This window comes from Streptomyces sp. NPDC088400 (assembly GCF_044753355.1).
Classification (GTDB): domain Bacteria; phylum Actinomycetota; class Actinomycetes; order Streptomycetales; family Streptomycetaceae; genus Streptomyces.
The window spans coordinates 136,329-152,035 of sequence record NZ_JBIVMZ010000008.1 but is presented as its reverse complement, the minus strand read 5'-3'; the positions used below and the strand labels follow the sequence as shown (position 1 = coordinate 152,035).

Genomic DNA, 15,707 nt, shown 5'->3' with positions numbered 1-15,707 from the left:
GCTGCTGAGGGAATCGAAGGAAGCAAAGGACTCAGGGGAGGAACCCGGTGGAAGACGAGCCGCGTACCGTGACCGCCGCCGCAGCCGTCTCGCTGCCGGAAGCCGCGGGTACCGCCGAAGGTGTCGAAGGTGTCAGTGGTACGGGGGGTGCGGGTGCCGCCGCCCCGGGCGCCGCTCCCAAGCGCGCCCTCGGGCCCGTCGCCCTCGTCATCGCCGGCGGGCTCTCCGTACAGTTCGGGGCCGCCGTCGCGGTCATGCTGATGCCACGGGCCGGAGCCCTCGGTGTGGTCACGCTGCGGCTCGGGCTCGCCGCGATCGTGATGCTTCTCGTGTGCCGGCCCGCCCTGCGCGGGCATTCGCGCGCCGACTGGGGTACGGTCGTCGCCTTCGGTGTCGCCCTCGCCGCCATGAACGGATTCTTCTACCAGGCGGTCGACCGTATCCCGCTGGGGGCGGCCGTCACTCTGGAAGTCCTCGGTCCGCTCGCGCTGTCCGTGATCGTCTCGCGTCGGCTGGTCAACGTCCTGTGGGCGGGGCTGGCGCTCGGTGGTGTGGTCCTGCTCAGCGGTGGCGGCTTCGACCGGCTCGACCCGGTGGGCGCGGCGTTCGCGCTGGCGGCGGGTGCCATGTGGGCGACGTACATCGTCTTCAGCGCGCGCACCGGCCGCCGTTTTCCGCAGGCCGACGGGCTGGCGCTGGCGATGGCGGTCGGCGCGCTGCTCGTCCTGCCGCTGGGGATCGTGGAGTCCGGGTCGAAGCTGCTGGTGCCGTCGACGCTGGGGCTCGCCGTGGTGGTGGCGCTGATGTCCTCCGTCCTCCCCTACACCCTCGAACTGCTCGCCCTGCGCAGGCTGCCCTCCTCGACCTTCGCCGTGCTGATGAGCCTCGAACCGGCGATAGCGGCGACCGCCGGATTCCTGCTCCTGAACCAGGCGCTCTCCGCCACGGACGCGCTGGCGATCGCGCTGGTCGTCGTGGCGAGCATGGGCGCGGTACGTACACAGATCGGGCGACGGGCCCGCACGAAGTAGGACGCCGTTCCATCTGTCCGCGCCGCCTCCAAAGCAATCACGCTTGCTTGTTTCTCCGGGCGCTGGCATGCTCCGGGCACGCACACCGCTGTGTCCCGAGGGGAGCGCACCTGTGTCCGACGCTGTCGCCTGTTCCGCCCTCGATCCCGGCCTCGGTTCCGGTTCCGGTCTCGGCTCCGCCGACGTACTGCGGATCGGGAACGCCTCCGGCTTCTACGGCGACCGCTTCGACGCGCTGCGCGAGATGCTCACCGGCGGCCCGCTCGACGTTCTGACCGGTGACTACCTCGCCGAGCTGACCATGCTCATCCTCGGCCGGGACCGGATGAAGAACCCGGACGCCGGTTACGCGAAGACCTTCCTGCGGCAACTGGAGGAGGGACTGGGGCTCGCCCACGAGCGGGGCGTGCGGATCGTCGCCAACGCGGGCGGACTGAACCCGGCCGGACTCGCCACCGCAGTAAGGGAGTTGGCCGAACGGGTGGGTGTTCCCGTACGCGTCGCCCATGTCGAGGGTGACGACCTGCTGGCGCCCGGGGGTCCCGGGGGGCCCGGGGCTCTCGGAGCCCTCGGAGGCCGGTTATCGCGGGGCAGTTGGGGCGACGGCATCCTCACCGCCAACGCCTACCTCGGCGGCGCCGGGATCGCCGCCTGCCTGCGCGCGGGCGCCGATGTCGTCGTCACCGGACGTGTCACCGACGCGGCGCTGGTGACCGGCCCCGCCGCCGCCCACTTCGGCTGGGACCTGGACGCGCGGGACGGTGACGTGCAAGAGGGTCTCGATCTCGACGCGCTCGCGGGCGCGGTCGTCGCCGGGCATGTGCTGGAGTGCGGGACGCAGGCGACCGGCGGGAACTACGCGTTCTTCACCGAGCACGCCACGCACCTCGCGGAGGGCTTCACCGAGCACGCCGCACGCCGTATGCGCAGGCCCGGTTTCCCCCTCGCCGAGATCCACGCCGACGGTTCGGCGGTCATCACCAAGCACGACGGTACGGGCGGCGTCGTCGATCTCGGCACCGTCACCGCGCAACTGCTGTACGAGACCCAGGGCGCCCGGTACGCCGGACCCGACGTGACCGCCCGCCTCGACACCGTACGGCTGACGCCGGAGGGCCCCGACCGGGTCAGGATCTCGGGCGTACGCGGCGAGCCGCCGCCCCCGGCCCTCAAGGCCGGGCTCAACCGGATCGGCGGCTGGCGCAACGAGGTCGTCTTCGTCCTCACCGGGCTCGACATCGACGCCAAGGCCCGGCTCGTACGCGAACAGGTGGAAGACGCGCTCGGTACGGGCAACCGGCGCCCGGCGGAGGTCCGTTGGGAGCTGGCCCGCACCGACCGGCCCGACGCGGACACCGAGGAGACCGCCAGCGCCCTGCTCCGGCTCGTCGTGCGCGACAGCGATCCGGAGGCGGTGGGGCGGGCGGTCAGCGGCGCGGCGGTCGAGCTGGCGCTGGGCAGTTACCCGGGTTTCCATGTGACGGCCCCGCCCGGAAGGGGCACGCCGTACGGAGTCTTCGAAGCGGTGTACGTGGACGCGGCGGAGGTCCCGCACACGGCGGTGCTGCCGGACGGGAGCCGGGTCCCGGTGCCACCTCCCTTACGTACGAAGCCACTTGACGGGACCGTCGGGGCGGCGTTGCCCGAGCCGCTGCCCGCCGGACTGCCCACCCGTCGCGCGCCCCTCGGCCTGATCGCGGGCGCCCGCAGCGGCGACAAGGGCGGGGACGCCAATGTCGGTGTCTGGGTGAGGAGCGAGGACGCCTGGCGGTGGCTGGCTCATGAGCTCGACGTCGACCGGTTCCGGCGGCTGATCCCCGAGAGCCGGGAGCTGACCGTCGTCCGCCACGTCCTGCCCAACCTCCGCGCCCTCAACTTCACCGTGGAAGGCCTTCTCGGCGAAGGCGTCGCCGCGCAGGCCCGGTTCGACCCGCAGGCCAAGGCCCTCGGCGAGTGGCTGCGCGCCCGATACGTGGACATCCCCGAGGCCCTGATCCCGGAAGCTCAGCCCCCCGAGGCCCTGATCCCGGAAGGCCCCACTGAGCAAGGCCTGATCCCGGAGGTACCGCTGTGACCGTGCTCCCCTCGGCCCTCGACCCCGCGTCCCCCGATTACGCCGCCCACCGCCAGGCCATGCTCGACAAGCTCGCGCAACTCGACACCGAACACGCCCAAGCACTCGCCGGCGGCGGTGACAAGTACGTAGCCCGGCACCGGAAACGCGGCAAGCTCCTCGCCCGCGAGCGGATCGAACTGCTCCTCGACCCCGACACCCCGTTCCTCGAACTGTCCCCGCTCGCCGCCTGGGGCAGCGAGTATCCCGTCGGCGCCTCCATGGTCACCGGCATCGGAGTGGTCGAGGGCGTCGAGTGCCTGATCACCGCCAACGACCCGACCGTACGCGGTGGTTCGTCCAATCCCTGGACGTTGAAGAAGGCCCTGCGCGCGCATGAGATCGCGTACGCCAACCGCCTGCCGGTCATCAGCCTGGTCGAGTCCGGCGGCGCCGATCTCCCCTCCCAGAAGGAGATCTTCATACCCGGCGGGGCCCTGTTCCGTGACCTCACCCGGCTCTCCGCCGCCGGTGTCCCGACCGTCGCGGTCGTCTTCGGCAACTCCACGGCGGGTGGGGCGTACGTCCCCGGGATGTCCGACCACACCGTCATGATCAAGGACCGGTCGAAGGTCTTCCTCGGCGGACCGCCCCTGGTGAAGATGGCCACGGGCGAGGAGAGCGACGACGAATCGCTCGGCGGCGCCGAGATGCACGCCCGTACGTCGGGCCTCGCGGACCACTACGCGCTGGACGAGCCGGACGCCCTCCGGCAGGCGCGGCGGATCGTCGCCCGTCTCAACTGGCGCAAGGCACAACCCGATCCGGGCCCGGCCGAGCCGCCGAAGTACGACGAGGACGAGCTGCTCGGGATCGTCCCCGGCGATCTGAGGATCCCCTTCGACCCCCGCGAGGTCATCGCGCGGATCGTGGACGGCTCGGACTTCGACGAGTTCAAGCCGTTGTACGGCCCGAGCCTGGTGACCGGGTGGGCCCGGCTGCACGGCTATCCGGTCGGGGTGCTGGCCAATGCGCGGGGGGTGCTGTTCTCCGCCGAGTCGCAGAAGGCCGCTCAGTTCATCCAGCTGGCCAACCAGCGCGACATCCCGCTGGTCTTCCTGCACAACACCACCGGCTACATGGTCGGCAAGGAGTACGAGCAGGGCGGCATCATCAAACACGGCGCGATGATGATCAACGCCGTGTCGAATTCCACGGTCCCCCATCTGTCCGTCCTGATGGGCGCGTCGTACGGTGCCGGGCACTACGGCATGTGCGGCCGTGCCTACGATCCGCGCTTCCTCTTCGCCTGGCCGAGCGCCAAGTCGGCGGTGATGGGGCCGCAGCAGCTCGCGGGCGTCCTGTCGATCGTGGCGCGGGCGTCGGCGGCGGCGAAGGGACAGCCGTACGACGACGAGGGGGACGCGGCGCTGCGCGCGATGGTGGAGGGGCAGATCGAGTCCGAGTCGCTGCCGGTGTTCCTGTCCGGGCGGCTGTACGACGACGGGGTCATCGACCCGCGCGACACCCGCACGGTCCTCGGCCTGTGCCTGTCCGCCGTCCACACCGCTCCGGTGGAGGGCGTGCGGGGTGGCTTCGGCGTCTTCCGGATGTGAGGCGAGACATGATCAGCACCGACACCAGCACTGCCCTGATCAGCACTGTCCTGGTCGCCAACAGAGGCGAAATCGCCTGCCGCGTCTTCCGTACCTGCCGTGAGCGGGGCATCGGGACGGTCGCGGTGTACTCCGACGCCGACGCGGGCGCGCTGCACGTACGGGAGGCGGACGCGGCGGTACGGCTGCCGGGGGCGGCGCCCGCCGAGACGTATCTGCGGTCCGATCTGATCGTGAAGGCCGCGTTGGCGGCGGGCGCGGACGCCGTGCATCCCGGGTACGGCTTCCTCTCCGAGAACGCGGAGTTCGCGCGTGCCGTGCTGGACGCGGGCCTGGTGTGGATCGGCCCGCCGCCTGCCGCGATCGAGGCGATGGCGTCGAAGACGCGGGCGAAGGAACTGATGGGCGCGGCGGGCGTACCGCTGCTGGCGCCGGTGGACCCGGACGCCGCGACCGAGTCGGACCTGCCGCTACTGCTGAAGGCGGCAGCGGGCGGTGGCGGACGGGGCATGCGCGTCGTCCGTGAACTGCCCGAACTGCCAAGCGAGTTGAAGGTGGCGGCCGAGGAGGCGCGGTCGGCCTTCGGGGACGGGGAGGTCTTCGCGGAGCCGTACGTGGAGCGCGGCCGGCATGTCGAGGTGCAGATCCTGGCGGACGCGCACGGCACGGTGTGGGCGCTGGGCACGCGCGACTGCTCGCTGCAACGCCGGCACCAGAAGGTGATCGAGGAGTCCCCGGCGCCGGGCCTGTCGGACGAGCTGCGTGCCGTACTGCGCGAGGCGGCCGTGGCCGCCGCCCGGACCGTCGGCTACCGGGGCGCGGGCACGGTCGAGTTCCTGATCTCGGCGGCGGGCCGCCCGTACTTCCTGGAGATGAACACCCGCCTCCAGGTCGAACACCCGGTGACGGAGGAGGTGTTCGGCCTGGACCTGGTCGCGCTGCAACTCGACATCGCGGAGGGCGCCGCACTGCCGCCGGACCCCCCGCCCGCGCTGGGGCACGCGGTGGAGGCGCGTCTCTACGCGGAAGACCCGTCGAACGGCTGGACCCCGCAGGCGGGCACGCTGCACGCGCTGGAGTTCCCGGGCGTCGTCCCCGGTCCGGAAGCCGCCGTCTCCGCCGCGCCCCGGCTGCGCGTCGACACCGGTTACGCGGATGGTGACACGGTCGGGGTGCACTACGACCCCCTCCTCGCCAAAGTCGTCGTCTGGGCTCCCACCCGCGCCGGGGCCCTGCGCAAGCTCCGGCACGCGCTCCGGCGCGCCCGGGTGCACGGGCCGGTCACCAACCGGGAGCTGCTCGTACGGTCGTTGGGGCACCCCGACTTCGTGGCCGGGCGGTTCGACACCGGGTTCTACGAGCGGCATCTGGACGCGCTGACCGTGCCCGCGCCCGGCGAGTGGTACGCGGCCGTCGCCGCCGCGCTCGCGGACGCCGCCTCCCGCTCCACCCGGGACGCTGTCCCGGCGCGCATCGGCGGGTGGCGGAACGTGGGGGCCCCGGCGCAGAGCAAGACGTACGGGGAACACGAGGTCCGCTACCGGGCGACCCGGGACGGCTTCGAAGTCGAGGCCGAGGACGTACGAGTCGTCGCCGTCACGCCCGGCAGCGTCCGACTCGAAGTCGGCGAACTCGACGGAGTCGTACGGCACTTCGCGGTGCGCACGTACGGCGACGAGATCCATGAGGTCCATGTGGACAGCGCCATCGGTTCGTACCGCCTCGTCGCCCGCCCCCGGTTCCCCGACAGCGGCCGGCGGGCCGAGCCCGGATCGCTGCTCGCGCCCATGCCCGGGACCGTCGTACGACTCGCGGACGGACTGGCGGAGGGCGTCGCCGTCACCGCCGGGCAGCCGCTCGTCTGGCTGGAGGCCATGAAGATGAACCACCCCGTCACCGCCCCCGCCTCCGGCACGCTCACCGCGCTCCATGCCGTCCCCGGCCGCAAGGTCGAGGTCGGTGCCCTGCTCGCTGTCGTCAGCGACGTACCGGAGGAACCGTCTTCATGAGCAGCAGCCACAGCGTGAACGACACCGCCACTGACACCGCCACTCACACTGCCACCGACACTCACACCGTCACCGGCGGCCTCGTCGAGAGCGAGGAACACCAGGCACTGCGTGCGGCCGTCGCCGCTCTCGGCCGCCGGCACGGACGCGGTTACGACCACGAGACCCTCTGGCGCGAGGCGGGCAAGCTCGGCCACCTCGGTGCGAACCTGCCCGAGGAGTACGGCGGCGGAGGCGGCGGCATCGCCGAACTCTCGCTCATATTGGAGGAGTTGGGGGCGGCGGGCTGCCCTCTCCTCCTGATGGTCGTCTCGCCGGCCATCTGCGGCACCGTGATCGCCCGCTTCGGCACGGACGCCCAGAAGCGGCAGTGGCTGCCGGGCCTCGCGGACGGTTCCCGCATCATGGCCTTCGGCATCACCGAGCCCGACGCCGGCTCCAACTCCCACCGGATCACCACGACGGCGCGCAAGGACGGCACGGACTGGGTACTGAACGGCCGGAAGGTCTTCGTCTCCGGCGTCGACCTCGCCGACGCGACGCTCATCGTCGGCCGCACCGAGGACGCCAGGACCGGCACGCTCAAGCCCTGCCTCTTCATCGTCCCGCGCGACGCCGAAGGGTTCCGGCGCTCGCGGATCGACATGGAACTGCACGCCGTGGAGCAGCAGTTCGAGCTGGTACTGGACGACGTACGGCTGCCCGCCGACGCCCTCGTCGGTGACGAGGACGCCGGACTCCGCCAGCTCTTCGCGGGCCTCAACCCCGAACGTGTCATGACCGCCGCCTTCGCCCTCGGCATGGGCCGCTACGCCCTGGGCAAGGCCGTCGAGTACGCCAGGACCCGGCAGGTCTGGAAGGAGCCGATCGGCGCCCACCAGGCCATCGCCCACCCCCTCGCCCAGGCCCACATCGAACTCGAACTCGCGCGCCTGATGATGCGCAAGGCCGCCCATCTCTACGACACGGGCGACGACACCGGCGCGGGCGAGGCGGCCAATATGGCCAAATACGCGGCCGCTGAGGCCTGCGTCAAGGCCGTCGACCAGGCCGTACACACGCTCGGCGGCAACGGCCTCACCCGGGAGTACGGCCTGGCGTCCCTCATCACCGCCGCCCGCGTGGCCCGGATCGCGCCCGTCAGCCGGGAGATGATCCTCAACTACGTGTCCCACCAGTCCCTGGGCCTCCCCAAGTCGTACTGACACGCAGTCGCACCGCTCCATCTCCGTCAGTTTGTTCCTCATGGCCTGCCCTGGTCGCGGGTCGGGCTGAATTCGACTGCAAACTGCAAACCTATGGAACTGAACCCGAACAGATGGGCGTCTTGATCCATTGAAGGGCCCGGTGCACGGTTCGCCGTTGCACCGGCAAGGCCGGATTCCGAGGAATGGAGCCACATGAAGCTTCGCAAGATCGCTTACACGCTGCTCGCCGCAACCGCTCTGGCCATGGGCGGGGCCAGTGCCGCGCAGGCCGCCGAGATCGCCCCGGGCTGGGACCGGTACGGCGTGTACTCCACCGAGGGCGAGTGCATGAGCAAGCTCGGGGAACTCATGCCCACGGCGGCTGTCGACGGGGCCGAGTGCTACCCCGAAGGGCGCGGTTGGGCCCTGGACGTCCACTACAAGTAGACGAGAAGCCCCGCCCTGGTCCGAACCGATGCCCTGCGACGTTTCGCAGCAGGGCCGGGGCCAGGGCCAGGGCCTGTGTCCGGTCAAGGCGTTGGCCTCCCGGTAGGGGAAGTCAACGAGCGCCTACTCGGCCTCAGCGGGTCGTCCCGGGGGCCAATCCCCCTCGGGGCGGCCCGTTCGTCATGGCCGGTTCAGGAACGTCGGCGGGCGAACGCCGTCCCCCACATGACCTTGCCGGTCTTGGCCCCGTCGTACAGGCACGCATAGGTCTCGGCCGTGGTGGTGGTCCGTGCGAGGGGAGCGATCAGCAGGCAGATACGGCACAGCGCGCCGTGTCTCACCAGTGCCACCCAGTCCTGTTGTGGCGAGGGGATCGTCATCACGTACTGATCGTGGCCGTAGTCGAGTGCGACAGGTGAGATGCCGCGGGCTCCGCTCCCGGACATCCTCGCCGCGGTGTTCTCGGACCACTTCGGGTTTCAGGTCACCACGTACGATCTCGGGCTCGGCGACAGCGGCGGCGCCGATGCCGCGCTCGTGTACAACTCCTCCTACGCGGCTACGGTGGAAGTCGTCGCAGACCTGGGGAGAGCTGACGTGGACCGACGCAAGTTCCTTGCAGCCGCGCCGTTCGCGGCCGTCGCGGGGGTCGGCCCCTCGCGGGACTGGCTGTTGAACACCCTTGATCAGGAACCCGAACCGGGCCCGCGCGTACGCCTTGAGGACGTATCCGCGGTGAAGAACATGTTCTCGACCTTTCAGCGCATGGACATCTTCCAGGGCGGCGGGTCGGGTCGGCTGGTTCTGGCCGACTACATGAATGCCCACGTCTACCCGCTCTTGCGCCGCGCCCACGCCGAAGACGTGCGGCACGCGCTGTGCGAGGCGGCGGCGGAACAGACGTACCTACTGGGCTGGATGGCCTACGACAACGGCGAACACAGCATCGCGCAGCGCTACTTGATCCAGTCGCTACGTCTCGCCGAGGAGTCGCGCAATCCGGCGCTCGGCGCGCACGTGCTCGCGGGGATGGCCGATCAGGCGACGCTGCTCGGGAACCCGGCCGAGGGGCGTCGACTGACGCAGGCCGGCCGTCAGGGACTGTCGAGGTCCACGTCGTCGGCGTGCATGGCTGATCTGTGGTGCCTTGAGGCGCGCGCGCTCGCGCTGCTCGGCGAGAAGGCGGCAGCAGCGCACGCCGTCACCCAGTCGGAACGGGCGTACGAACGGGTCGACCTCGACGCCGAGCCGGACTGGGCGGAATTCATCGACCCCGCGTACTTGCACGGAGAGCACGCGAACACCTTCCGCGACCTGGGCGACGCCGAGTCGGCCGAGGAACACGCCCGCCGGTCCATCGGACACGCGCACATGCAGAAAAGGGCGCGGCGCGGAGCGATGTCGCAAGCCGCGCTTGCCGTATCCCACCTGCAACGGCGCGATCTTGAGGCCGCGTACTCGGCGGGCATGCGTACGCTCAAGCTGTCCGGACAGGTCAAGTCGTCGCGGGCCGTCGAGGCGGTGCAGGATCTACAGCGCCGTATGCAGCCGTTCGGCCGGCACCGGCTGGTCGCGGACTTCAACGAACGGGCCCGCGAGCTGGTGGCCGCCGCGTAGCCATGGGAACGGACAGAACCCCCTGAGCGCGGCCATAAACGGCGAGCGGTACCGCGAAAGGCAGAAGAAGACGTGACGCACCCCGTGAGCGGCCCCGCGAGCGACCCAGCGAAGGACCGGGTGACGCCTCCGCCTCCGCCGACGCTGGTCACGACCGCGCACGAGCGGGGCATCGCCACCCTGACCCTGGACTCGCCGGCCAACCGCAACGCCCTGTCGGCGCGGCTCGTCGGCACCCTGCGCGACGCCCTCACCGCGTGCGCCGAGGACCCCTCCGTACGCGCCGTCGTCCTCACCCACACCGGCACCACCTTCAGCGCGGGCGCCGACCTCAAGGCACCCGCGAGCCCGTACACCTTCGTCGCCCTGATGCGTCAGATCGTCGAGCTGCCCAAGCCCGTCGTCGCACGCGTCAGCGGCCATGTCCGGGCGGGCGGGCTCGGGTTGCTCGGCGCCTGCGACATCGCGATCGCGGACCGTACGTCCGACTTCGCGTTCACAGAGGTACGGATCGGAGTCGCCCCGGCCGTGATCGCGCTGCCGCTCCTGCCCCGCGTCGAACCGCGCGCGGCGGCCCGTTACTTCCTCACCGGAGAGCTCTTCGACGCGGGGCGCGCGGCCGACGCCGGGCTGATCACCGAGGCCGCCGACGACGTGGACGCCGCGCTCGCGCCCGTACTGGAGGGGCTGCGCGGAGCCTCGCCCCAGGGGCTCGCGGAATCCAAGAAGCTGCTGACGGTCGGGGTGCTGGACGCCTTCGACCGGTATGCCGAGGACGCGGTCCAGCGCTCCGCGTCGCTCTTCGTGTCGGCGGAGGCCCGCGAGGGCATCACGGCGTTCCTCGAACGACGGGACGCCTCATGGGTTCTCTGAACCCGGTGCCCGCGCGCGGCGCCGCGCCCCAACAGGACCGCAGCCGCGCCACCCGCCGGCGGCTGCTGGAGGCCGCCGTGGCCTGCCTCGCCGAGTACGGCTGGGCGGGCTCCACGGTCTCCGTCGTCGCCGAGCGGGCCGGTGTCTCGCGCGGCGCGGCCCAGCACCACTTCCCGACCCGCGAGGACCTGTTCACCGCCGCCGTCGAATACGTCGCCGAGGAACGGACCTCCGCGCTGCGCGCCCTGGTCCCGGCCGGCCCCGCGCACCGCCGCGAGGCGGTGGAGGGGATCGTGGACCTCTTCACCGGCCCGCTGTTCCGCGCCGCGCTGCACCTGTGGGTGGCGGCCTCCGACGAGGATCAACTACGCCCCCGGGTAACCGAGTTGGAGGCCCGCGTCGGCCGTGAGTCCCACCGGATCGCGGTGGAACTGCTGGGCGCGGACGAATCCGTACCGGGCGTACGCGAAACCGTCCAGGGGCTGCTCGACATGGCCCGGGGTCTGGGTCTGGCGACGCTGCTGACGGACGACAGGGCGCGGCGGGACCGGGTGGTGGCGCAGTGGTCGCTGATCCTGGACCGGGTGCTGGGCTGACCCGGACGTACGACACCGCGACACGCCCACGCCCACGCCCCGGGCCCCCGCCCTACCCCTCGCCGAATCCCTCGATCTCACGCGGCTCCCGCGCCCCCGGCCCCACATAGCGCGCCGAAGGACGCACCAGCCGGCCCGTCCGCTTCTGCTCCAGGATGTGCGCCGACCAGCCGGCCGTACGGGCACAGGTGAACATCGACGTGAACATGTGCGCCGGGACCTCCGCGAAGTCCAGCACGATCGCCGCCCAGAACTCCACGTTCGTCGCCAGTACCCGGTCGGGCCGGCGCGCGTGCAGTTCCGCCAGCGCGGCCTTCTCCAGGGCCTCCGCCACCTCGAACCGGGGCGCGGCCAGCTCCTTCGCCGTACGCCGCAGCACCCGCGCCCGCGGGTCCTCGGCCCGGTAGACGCGGTGGCCGAAGCCCATCAGCCGTTCGCCCTTGTCCAGGGCCCGCTTGACGTACCCGGACGCGTCGCCCGTGCGCTCGATCTCCTTGATCATGCCGAGGACCCGCGAGGGCGCGCCGCCGTGCAGCGGTCCCGACATCGCGCCGACCGCGCCGGACAGGGCGGCCGCCACGTCCGCGCCGGTGGAGGCGATGACCCGGGCCGCGAACGTGGACGCGTTCATGCCATGCTCGGCGGCCGAGGTCCAGTACGCGTCGACGGCCCGCACGTGTTTCGGGTCCGGCTCCCCGCGCCAGCGGGTCATGAAGCGCTCGACCACCGAGTCCGCTTTGTCGATCTCGCGCTGCGGGACCATCGGCCGGCCCTGCCCGCGGGCCGACTGGGCGACGTACGACAGGGCCATCACCGCGGCCCGCGCCAGATTGTCCCGGGCCGTGCGCTCATCGATGTCGAGGAGCGGCTTCAGGCCCCAGACGGGCGCCAGCATCGCCAGCGCGGACTGCACATCGACCCGGATGTCACCGGAGTGGACCGGGAGGGGGAAGGGCTCGGCGGGTGGCAGACCGGGTTCGAACGCCCCGTCGACCAGCAGCCCCCACACCTTCCCGAAGGACACCTGCCCCACCAGGTCCTCGATGTCGACGCCCCGGTAGCGGAGCGAGCCGCCCTCCTTGTCCGGTTCGGCGATCTCCGTCTCGAACGCGACGACTCCTTCGAGTCCGGGGACAAAGGAGGTGTCGAAGTCGGACATCAGGCGGCTCCTCATGATGGCGGCTGCGTGCTTCGGCGACGTGCTTCGGCGTGCGGGGGCGTGGTTCGTCGGGGCGGGGCTGGATCCGGAAGGGAGGAACGATAGCCCCGATGTACGGGGGCCACAGCGGCCCGCTCCAAGATTTTCGCGAGTTCCCCCGGTGCGGGGAAGCGTGATAACCGGCACACTTCCAGACTTTCCGCGCGAGGGATTAATGGCGCTCGGTGCCGGGCAAACTCGGCCCTGCGGCAGGATGATCCCGTGCCTCACGAGACCCCGCACGAGACGTCGCAGCAGTCGCCGTACGAGCCGCGGCACGAGCCGCCGTACGCCCCCCTTCAGCAGACTCTGGATCCCGCAGCCATGCGCGAGCAGTACCGCAGTACTCCGCTTCTGGAGACGGACCTTGCCCCCGCTCCCATGGATCAGTTCGCCCACTGGTTCAAGGACATCGCGGCCTCCGGTCTCCACGAGCCGAACGCGATGGTGGTCTCGACGGCCACCCCCGACGGCCGCCCGTCCTCCCGCACGGTGCTGCTGAAGCAGCACGACGACCGCGGCTTCGTCTTCTTCACGAACTACACGTCCCGCAAGGGCACCGAGATCGACGCGAACCCCTTCGTCTCGCTGCTCTTCCCCTGGCACCCGCTGGCCCGCCAGGTCATCGTCACGGGCACGGCGGCCCGTATCGGCCGCGACGAGACAGCCGCGTACTTCCGCACCCGCCCGCACGGCTCGCAGCTCGGCGCCTGGGCCAGCGACCAGTCCACCCCGATCGACTCCCGCGAGGCGCTGCTCCAGCGCTACGAGGAGCTGGCGGCCCGCTATCCGGAGGGCGAGCAGGTGCCGGTGCCCCCGCAGTGGGGCGGCTACCGCGTCACCCCGCGGACGGTCGAGTTCTGGCAGGGCAACGCGAACCGGCTGCACGACCGGCTGCGGTACGTGAGTGAGGGGAGCGGCGACGCGAGCGCATGGCGGGTGGAGCGGCTCTGCCCGTAGGGCGACAGGGCGACAGGGCCGTAAGGGGCGGCGCGGCGCAGGCGGCGCGGGAAAAGCAGAACCCCGCAGGCTCGGGATCCTCCGGGGAGGAGCCGGCCGGACGTACCGGCGAACCTGCGGGGCGGTGACTGCTTGGGATTTCGGCCGGCGGAGCCGGCACCGCACAGAGTGCGACGAACGGGCGCTAGCCCGCAGTCACCTCACGCGTCCGGATTGCATACATCTGCCGAACCACCTCCCTTCTTGTGTGCACCACACATTAGGAACCGGTCGGGAGCGTCACAAGTGATTTACGAGGATTTTGACGCCGGTCGGATCGGGGCGGTGGGGATCGCGCCCGGTCGTTCGCGTACGCCCCGCCCGCACACCCGCTCGTGCGGCCGAACCGGTAGGGGCCGACAATTGAACGTGCCGGGCAGGGAGCCGGGAGAGGAACGGCGGAGAGCCTGCCGGAGAACTGTTGGACGTAACGATTTCGGGGAACGTTGACCGTGCTGAGTCACGTTCGAGTTGAATGGTCGGACGTGTGTCTGCACCAGGCGGAGACGCCCTTCAGGGGGTGCCAGGATGAGTGCTTCTCGGAGCGAGACCACCGATGTGCCCGGACCGGACGGACCGGAGCCCGATCCCGAGGCGAAGACCGCGCCCGGGGCCGGTGGAGACGGTGTGCCCGGCGCGGGGCGGGACGGGCCCGGGGCGGATCTGCTCGCGGCGCTGCTCGACGGCATGGACGCCGCCCTGTTCGCCTTCGACGCGGGCGGGGTGATCACGCACTGGAACCGCGAGGCGGAGCGCATACTCGGCTGGTCTGCCGAGGAAGCCGTCGGACGGCAGGGCTTCGCCGGGTGGGCGGTACGGACCGCCGACGCGGACGAGGTGCAGGGACGGCTGATGGCCGTGATGGGCGCCCCGGGGCGGCAGGTGGACGAGTTCGCGCTGCTGCGCAAGGACGGCGGCCGGGTGCTCCTGCGCACGCAGACCGCCAGGGTGCGCGGGTCGGACGGCAAGCCCGCCGGGGTGTATTCCGCCTTCAGCGAGGTCCATGCGCAGATCGATCTGGAACGGACCATCGCGCTCAGTGAGGCGCTCTTCGAGGAGGCGTCCTGGGGCGTCGTCCTGGTCGATGTCGATCTGCGGCCGACCGTGATCAACGGGCAGGCGGCGAAGGCGTTCGGCTCCGGACGTACGTCGGTACTGGGCCGGCCGCTGGCCGAGCTGCTCGTCCACGGCGTCGAGGAGCTGGAGGCCGCACTCCACCACGTGCTCGCCGAAGGGGCGCCCAGGTCGCCCGCCGAGCTGTGGGTGACGGTGCGCACGGCCGAGGGGGAGGAGCGACGCTGCTGGCGGAGCGGCTTCCTGCGGCTGGCGTCCCCGCTGGCGGAGGAGCCCGTGCCGCTGGGTGTGGGCTGGATGTTCCAGGACGTGACGGACGCGAAGCTGGCCGTGCAAGGGGCGGACCGGCTGCGGTTCCGCTCCGGCCAGCTGCACCGGGCGGGGCGGGCCGCTGCGGAGTGCGAGGACCCGATGGAGGCGGCGACGGTCCAGCTGGACTTCGCGCTGGCCGGATTCGCCGATCACGCCCTGATCGATCTGGTGCTGGAGGAGCGGGGACGGCCGGCGGCGGGTTCCGCGGGTGCGGCCGGTTCCGCGGTCCCCTCGGGGCCGGACGCTCCGGTACGGCTGATACGTACGGTGGCGACCCCCACGGGCGGGGAATCGGGGCCGAGCGCGCCGGTCGAGGCGGGCGGTATTCCGGTGCGGTACGCGGCCGGGCATCCCGCGTTCCAGGCCATGGACCGGATCGGCTCCGTGCGCGCGAGCGCCCCCGCGGCGGCTGCCGCCCCGCCCGGGTCCGTCCCGTCGGGCAGCGCTCCGAACGGATCTCCCCGGGCCGGTTCCCTTCCGTCCTCGGCGTGGGCCGCCTCGCGCCAGTGGCCGCCGGACTCGGTGCACGCCCTGTGCACGGTGCTGCGCAGCCGGGGCCGGTCGCTGGGCGTGGTGACCTTCCTGCGCGGAGCGAGCCGGGGCCCGTTCGAGCGGCCGGACGCGGTGTACGCGGAGGAGGTCACGGGCCGTATCGCGGCGGCGCTGGATCTCGCCCGGGCGATGTCCGGCTGAAC

Annotated in this window: 12 protein-coding genes and 1 pseudogene; 11 read left to right on the top strand and 2 right to left on the bottom strand. The window is 71.6% G+C overall.

Annotated elements, in window-relative coordinates:
* Nucleotides 1–47: 47 nt before the first annotated feature.
* The 6 genes from ACIQD6_RS21275 to ACIQD6_RS21250 all read left to right on the top strand — a co-directional run bounded on the left by ACIQD6_RS21275 (nucleotide 48) and on the right by ACIQD6_RS21250 (nucleotide 8,343).
* Nucleotides 48–1,031, top strand: a complete 984-nt coding sequence (locus tag ACIQD6_RS21275; RefSeq protein ID WP_401884628.1) for an EamA family transporter — start codon at nucleotides 48–50, stop codon at nucleotides 1,029–1,031.
* 187 nt (nucleotides 1,032–1,218) lie between these two features.
* Complete coding sequence (locus ACIQD6_RS21270; RefSeq protein WP_401884983.1) at nucleotides 1,219–3,105, top strand: acyclic terpene utilization AtuA family protein; 1,887 nt, start codon at nucleotides 1,219–1,221, stop codon at nucleotides 3,103–3,105.
* Nucleotides 3,102–4,700: an acyl-CoA carboxylase subunit beta gene (locus ACIQD6_RS21265; RefSeq protein ID WP_401884626.1), complete on the top strand. Its 1,599-nt coding sequence runs from the start codon at nucleotides 3,102–3,104 to the stop codon at nucleotides 4,698–4,700. The genes ACIQD6_RS21270 and ACIQD6_RS21265 overlap by 4 nt, the downstream gene beginning before the upstream one ends.
* 8 nt (nucleotides 4,701–4,708) lie before the next feature.
* Nucleotides 4,709–6,709 carry a biotin carboxylase N-terminal domain-containing protein gene (locus tag ACIQD6_RS21260; protein WP_401884625.1) on the top strand — a complete coding sequence of 667 codons (2,001 nt, stop codon included), beginning with the start codon at nucleotides 4,709–4,711 and terminating at the stop codon, nucleotides 6,707–6,709.
* Nucleotides 6,706–7,914 (top strand): acyl-CoA dehydrogenase family protein, encoded by a 1,209-nt coding sequence (locus tag ACIQD6_RS21255; protein ID WP_401884624.1) that lies wholly within the window; start codon nucleotides 6,706–6,708, stop codon nucleotides 7,912–7,914. Before ACIQD6_RS21260 ends, ACIQD6_RS21255 begins: the two co-directional genes overlap by 4 nt.
* 195 nt (nucleotides 7,915–8,109) lie before the next feature.
* A complete protein-coding gene (locus tag ACIQD6_RS21250) occupies nucleotides 8,110–8,343 on the top strand; it encodes a hypothetical protein (RefSeq protein WP_401884622.1) in 234 nt (77 codons plus the stop codon).
* A 191-nt stretch (nucleotides 8,344–8,534) separates the two neighbouring features.
* Here ACIQD6_RS21250 and ACIQD6_RS21245 read toward each other — a convergent pair whose 3' ends face one another.
* Nucleotides 8,535–8,726, bottom strand: a complete 192-nt coding sequence (locus ACIQD6_RS21245) for a hypothetical protein (protein WP_401884621.1) — start codon at nucleotides 8,724–8,726, stop codon at nucleotides 8,535–8,537.
* 31 nt (nucleotides 8,727–8,757) lie between these two features.
* Between ACIQD6_RS21245 and ACIQD6_RS21240 the strand changes: the two are divergent.
* From ACIQD6_RS21240 to ACIQD6_RS21230, 3 genes and pseudogenes are all read left to right on the top strand, one after another.
* Nucleotides 8,758–9,960 (top strand): annotated as a pseudogene (locus tag ACIQD6_RS21240) (transcriptional regulator); the annotation flags it as partial.
* Nucleotides 9,961–10,104: 144 nt separating this feature from the next.
* Nucleotides 10,105–10,833 carry an enoyl-CoA hydratase family protein gene (locus ACIQD6_RS21235; RefSeq protein ID WP_401884982.1) on the top strand — a complete coding sequence of 243 codons (729 nt, stop codon included), beginning with the start codon at nucleotides 10,105–10,107 and terminating at the stop codon, nucleotides 10,831–10,833.
* Complete coding sequence (locus tag ACIQD6_RS21230) at nucleotides 10,821–11,429, top strand: TetR/AcrR family transcriptional regulator (protein ID WP_401884620.1); 609 nt, start codon at nucleotides 10,821–10,823, stop codon at nucleotides 11,427–11,429. Before ACIQD6_RS21235 ends, ACIQD6_RS21230 begins: the two co-directional genes overlap by 13 nt.
* A gap of 52 nt (nucleotides 11,430–11,481) precedes the next feature.
* Here the strand turns inward: ACIQD6_RS21230 and ACIQD6_RS21225 are convergent, their stop codons facing one another.
* Nucleotides 11,482–12,588, bottom strand: a complete 1,107-nt coding sequence (locus ACIQD6_RS21225) for a citrate synthase 2 (RefSeq protein WP_401884619.1) — start codon at nucleotides 12,586–12,588, stop codon at nucleotides 11,482–11,484.
* A gap of 363 nt (nucleotides 12,589–12,951) precedes the next feature.
* Here ACIQD6_RS21225 and pdxH point away from each other — a divergent pair, with 363 nt between their 5' ends.
* Both pdxH and ACIQD6_RS21215 read left to right on the top strand, forming a co-directional pair.
* Nucleotides 12,952–13,587 carry a pyridoxamine 5'-phosphate oxidase gene (gene pdxH / locus ACIQD6_RS21220; protein ID WP_401884980.1) on the top strand — a complete coding sequence of 212 codons (636 nt, stop codon included), beginning with the start codon at nucleotides 12,952–12,954 and terminating at the stop codon, nucleotides 13,585–13,587.
* Between the two features lie 567 nt (nucleotides 13,588–14,154).
* Nucleotides 14,155–15,705, top strand: coding sequence for a PAS domain-containing protein (locus tag ACIQD6_RS21215; protein WP_401884617.1), 1,551 nt, complete (start codon nucleotides 14,155–14,157; stop codon nucleotides 15,703–15,705).
* Nucleotides 15,706–15,707: the final 2 nt, after the last annotated feature.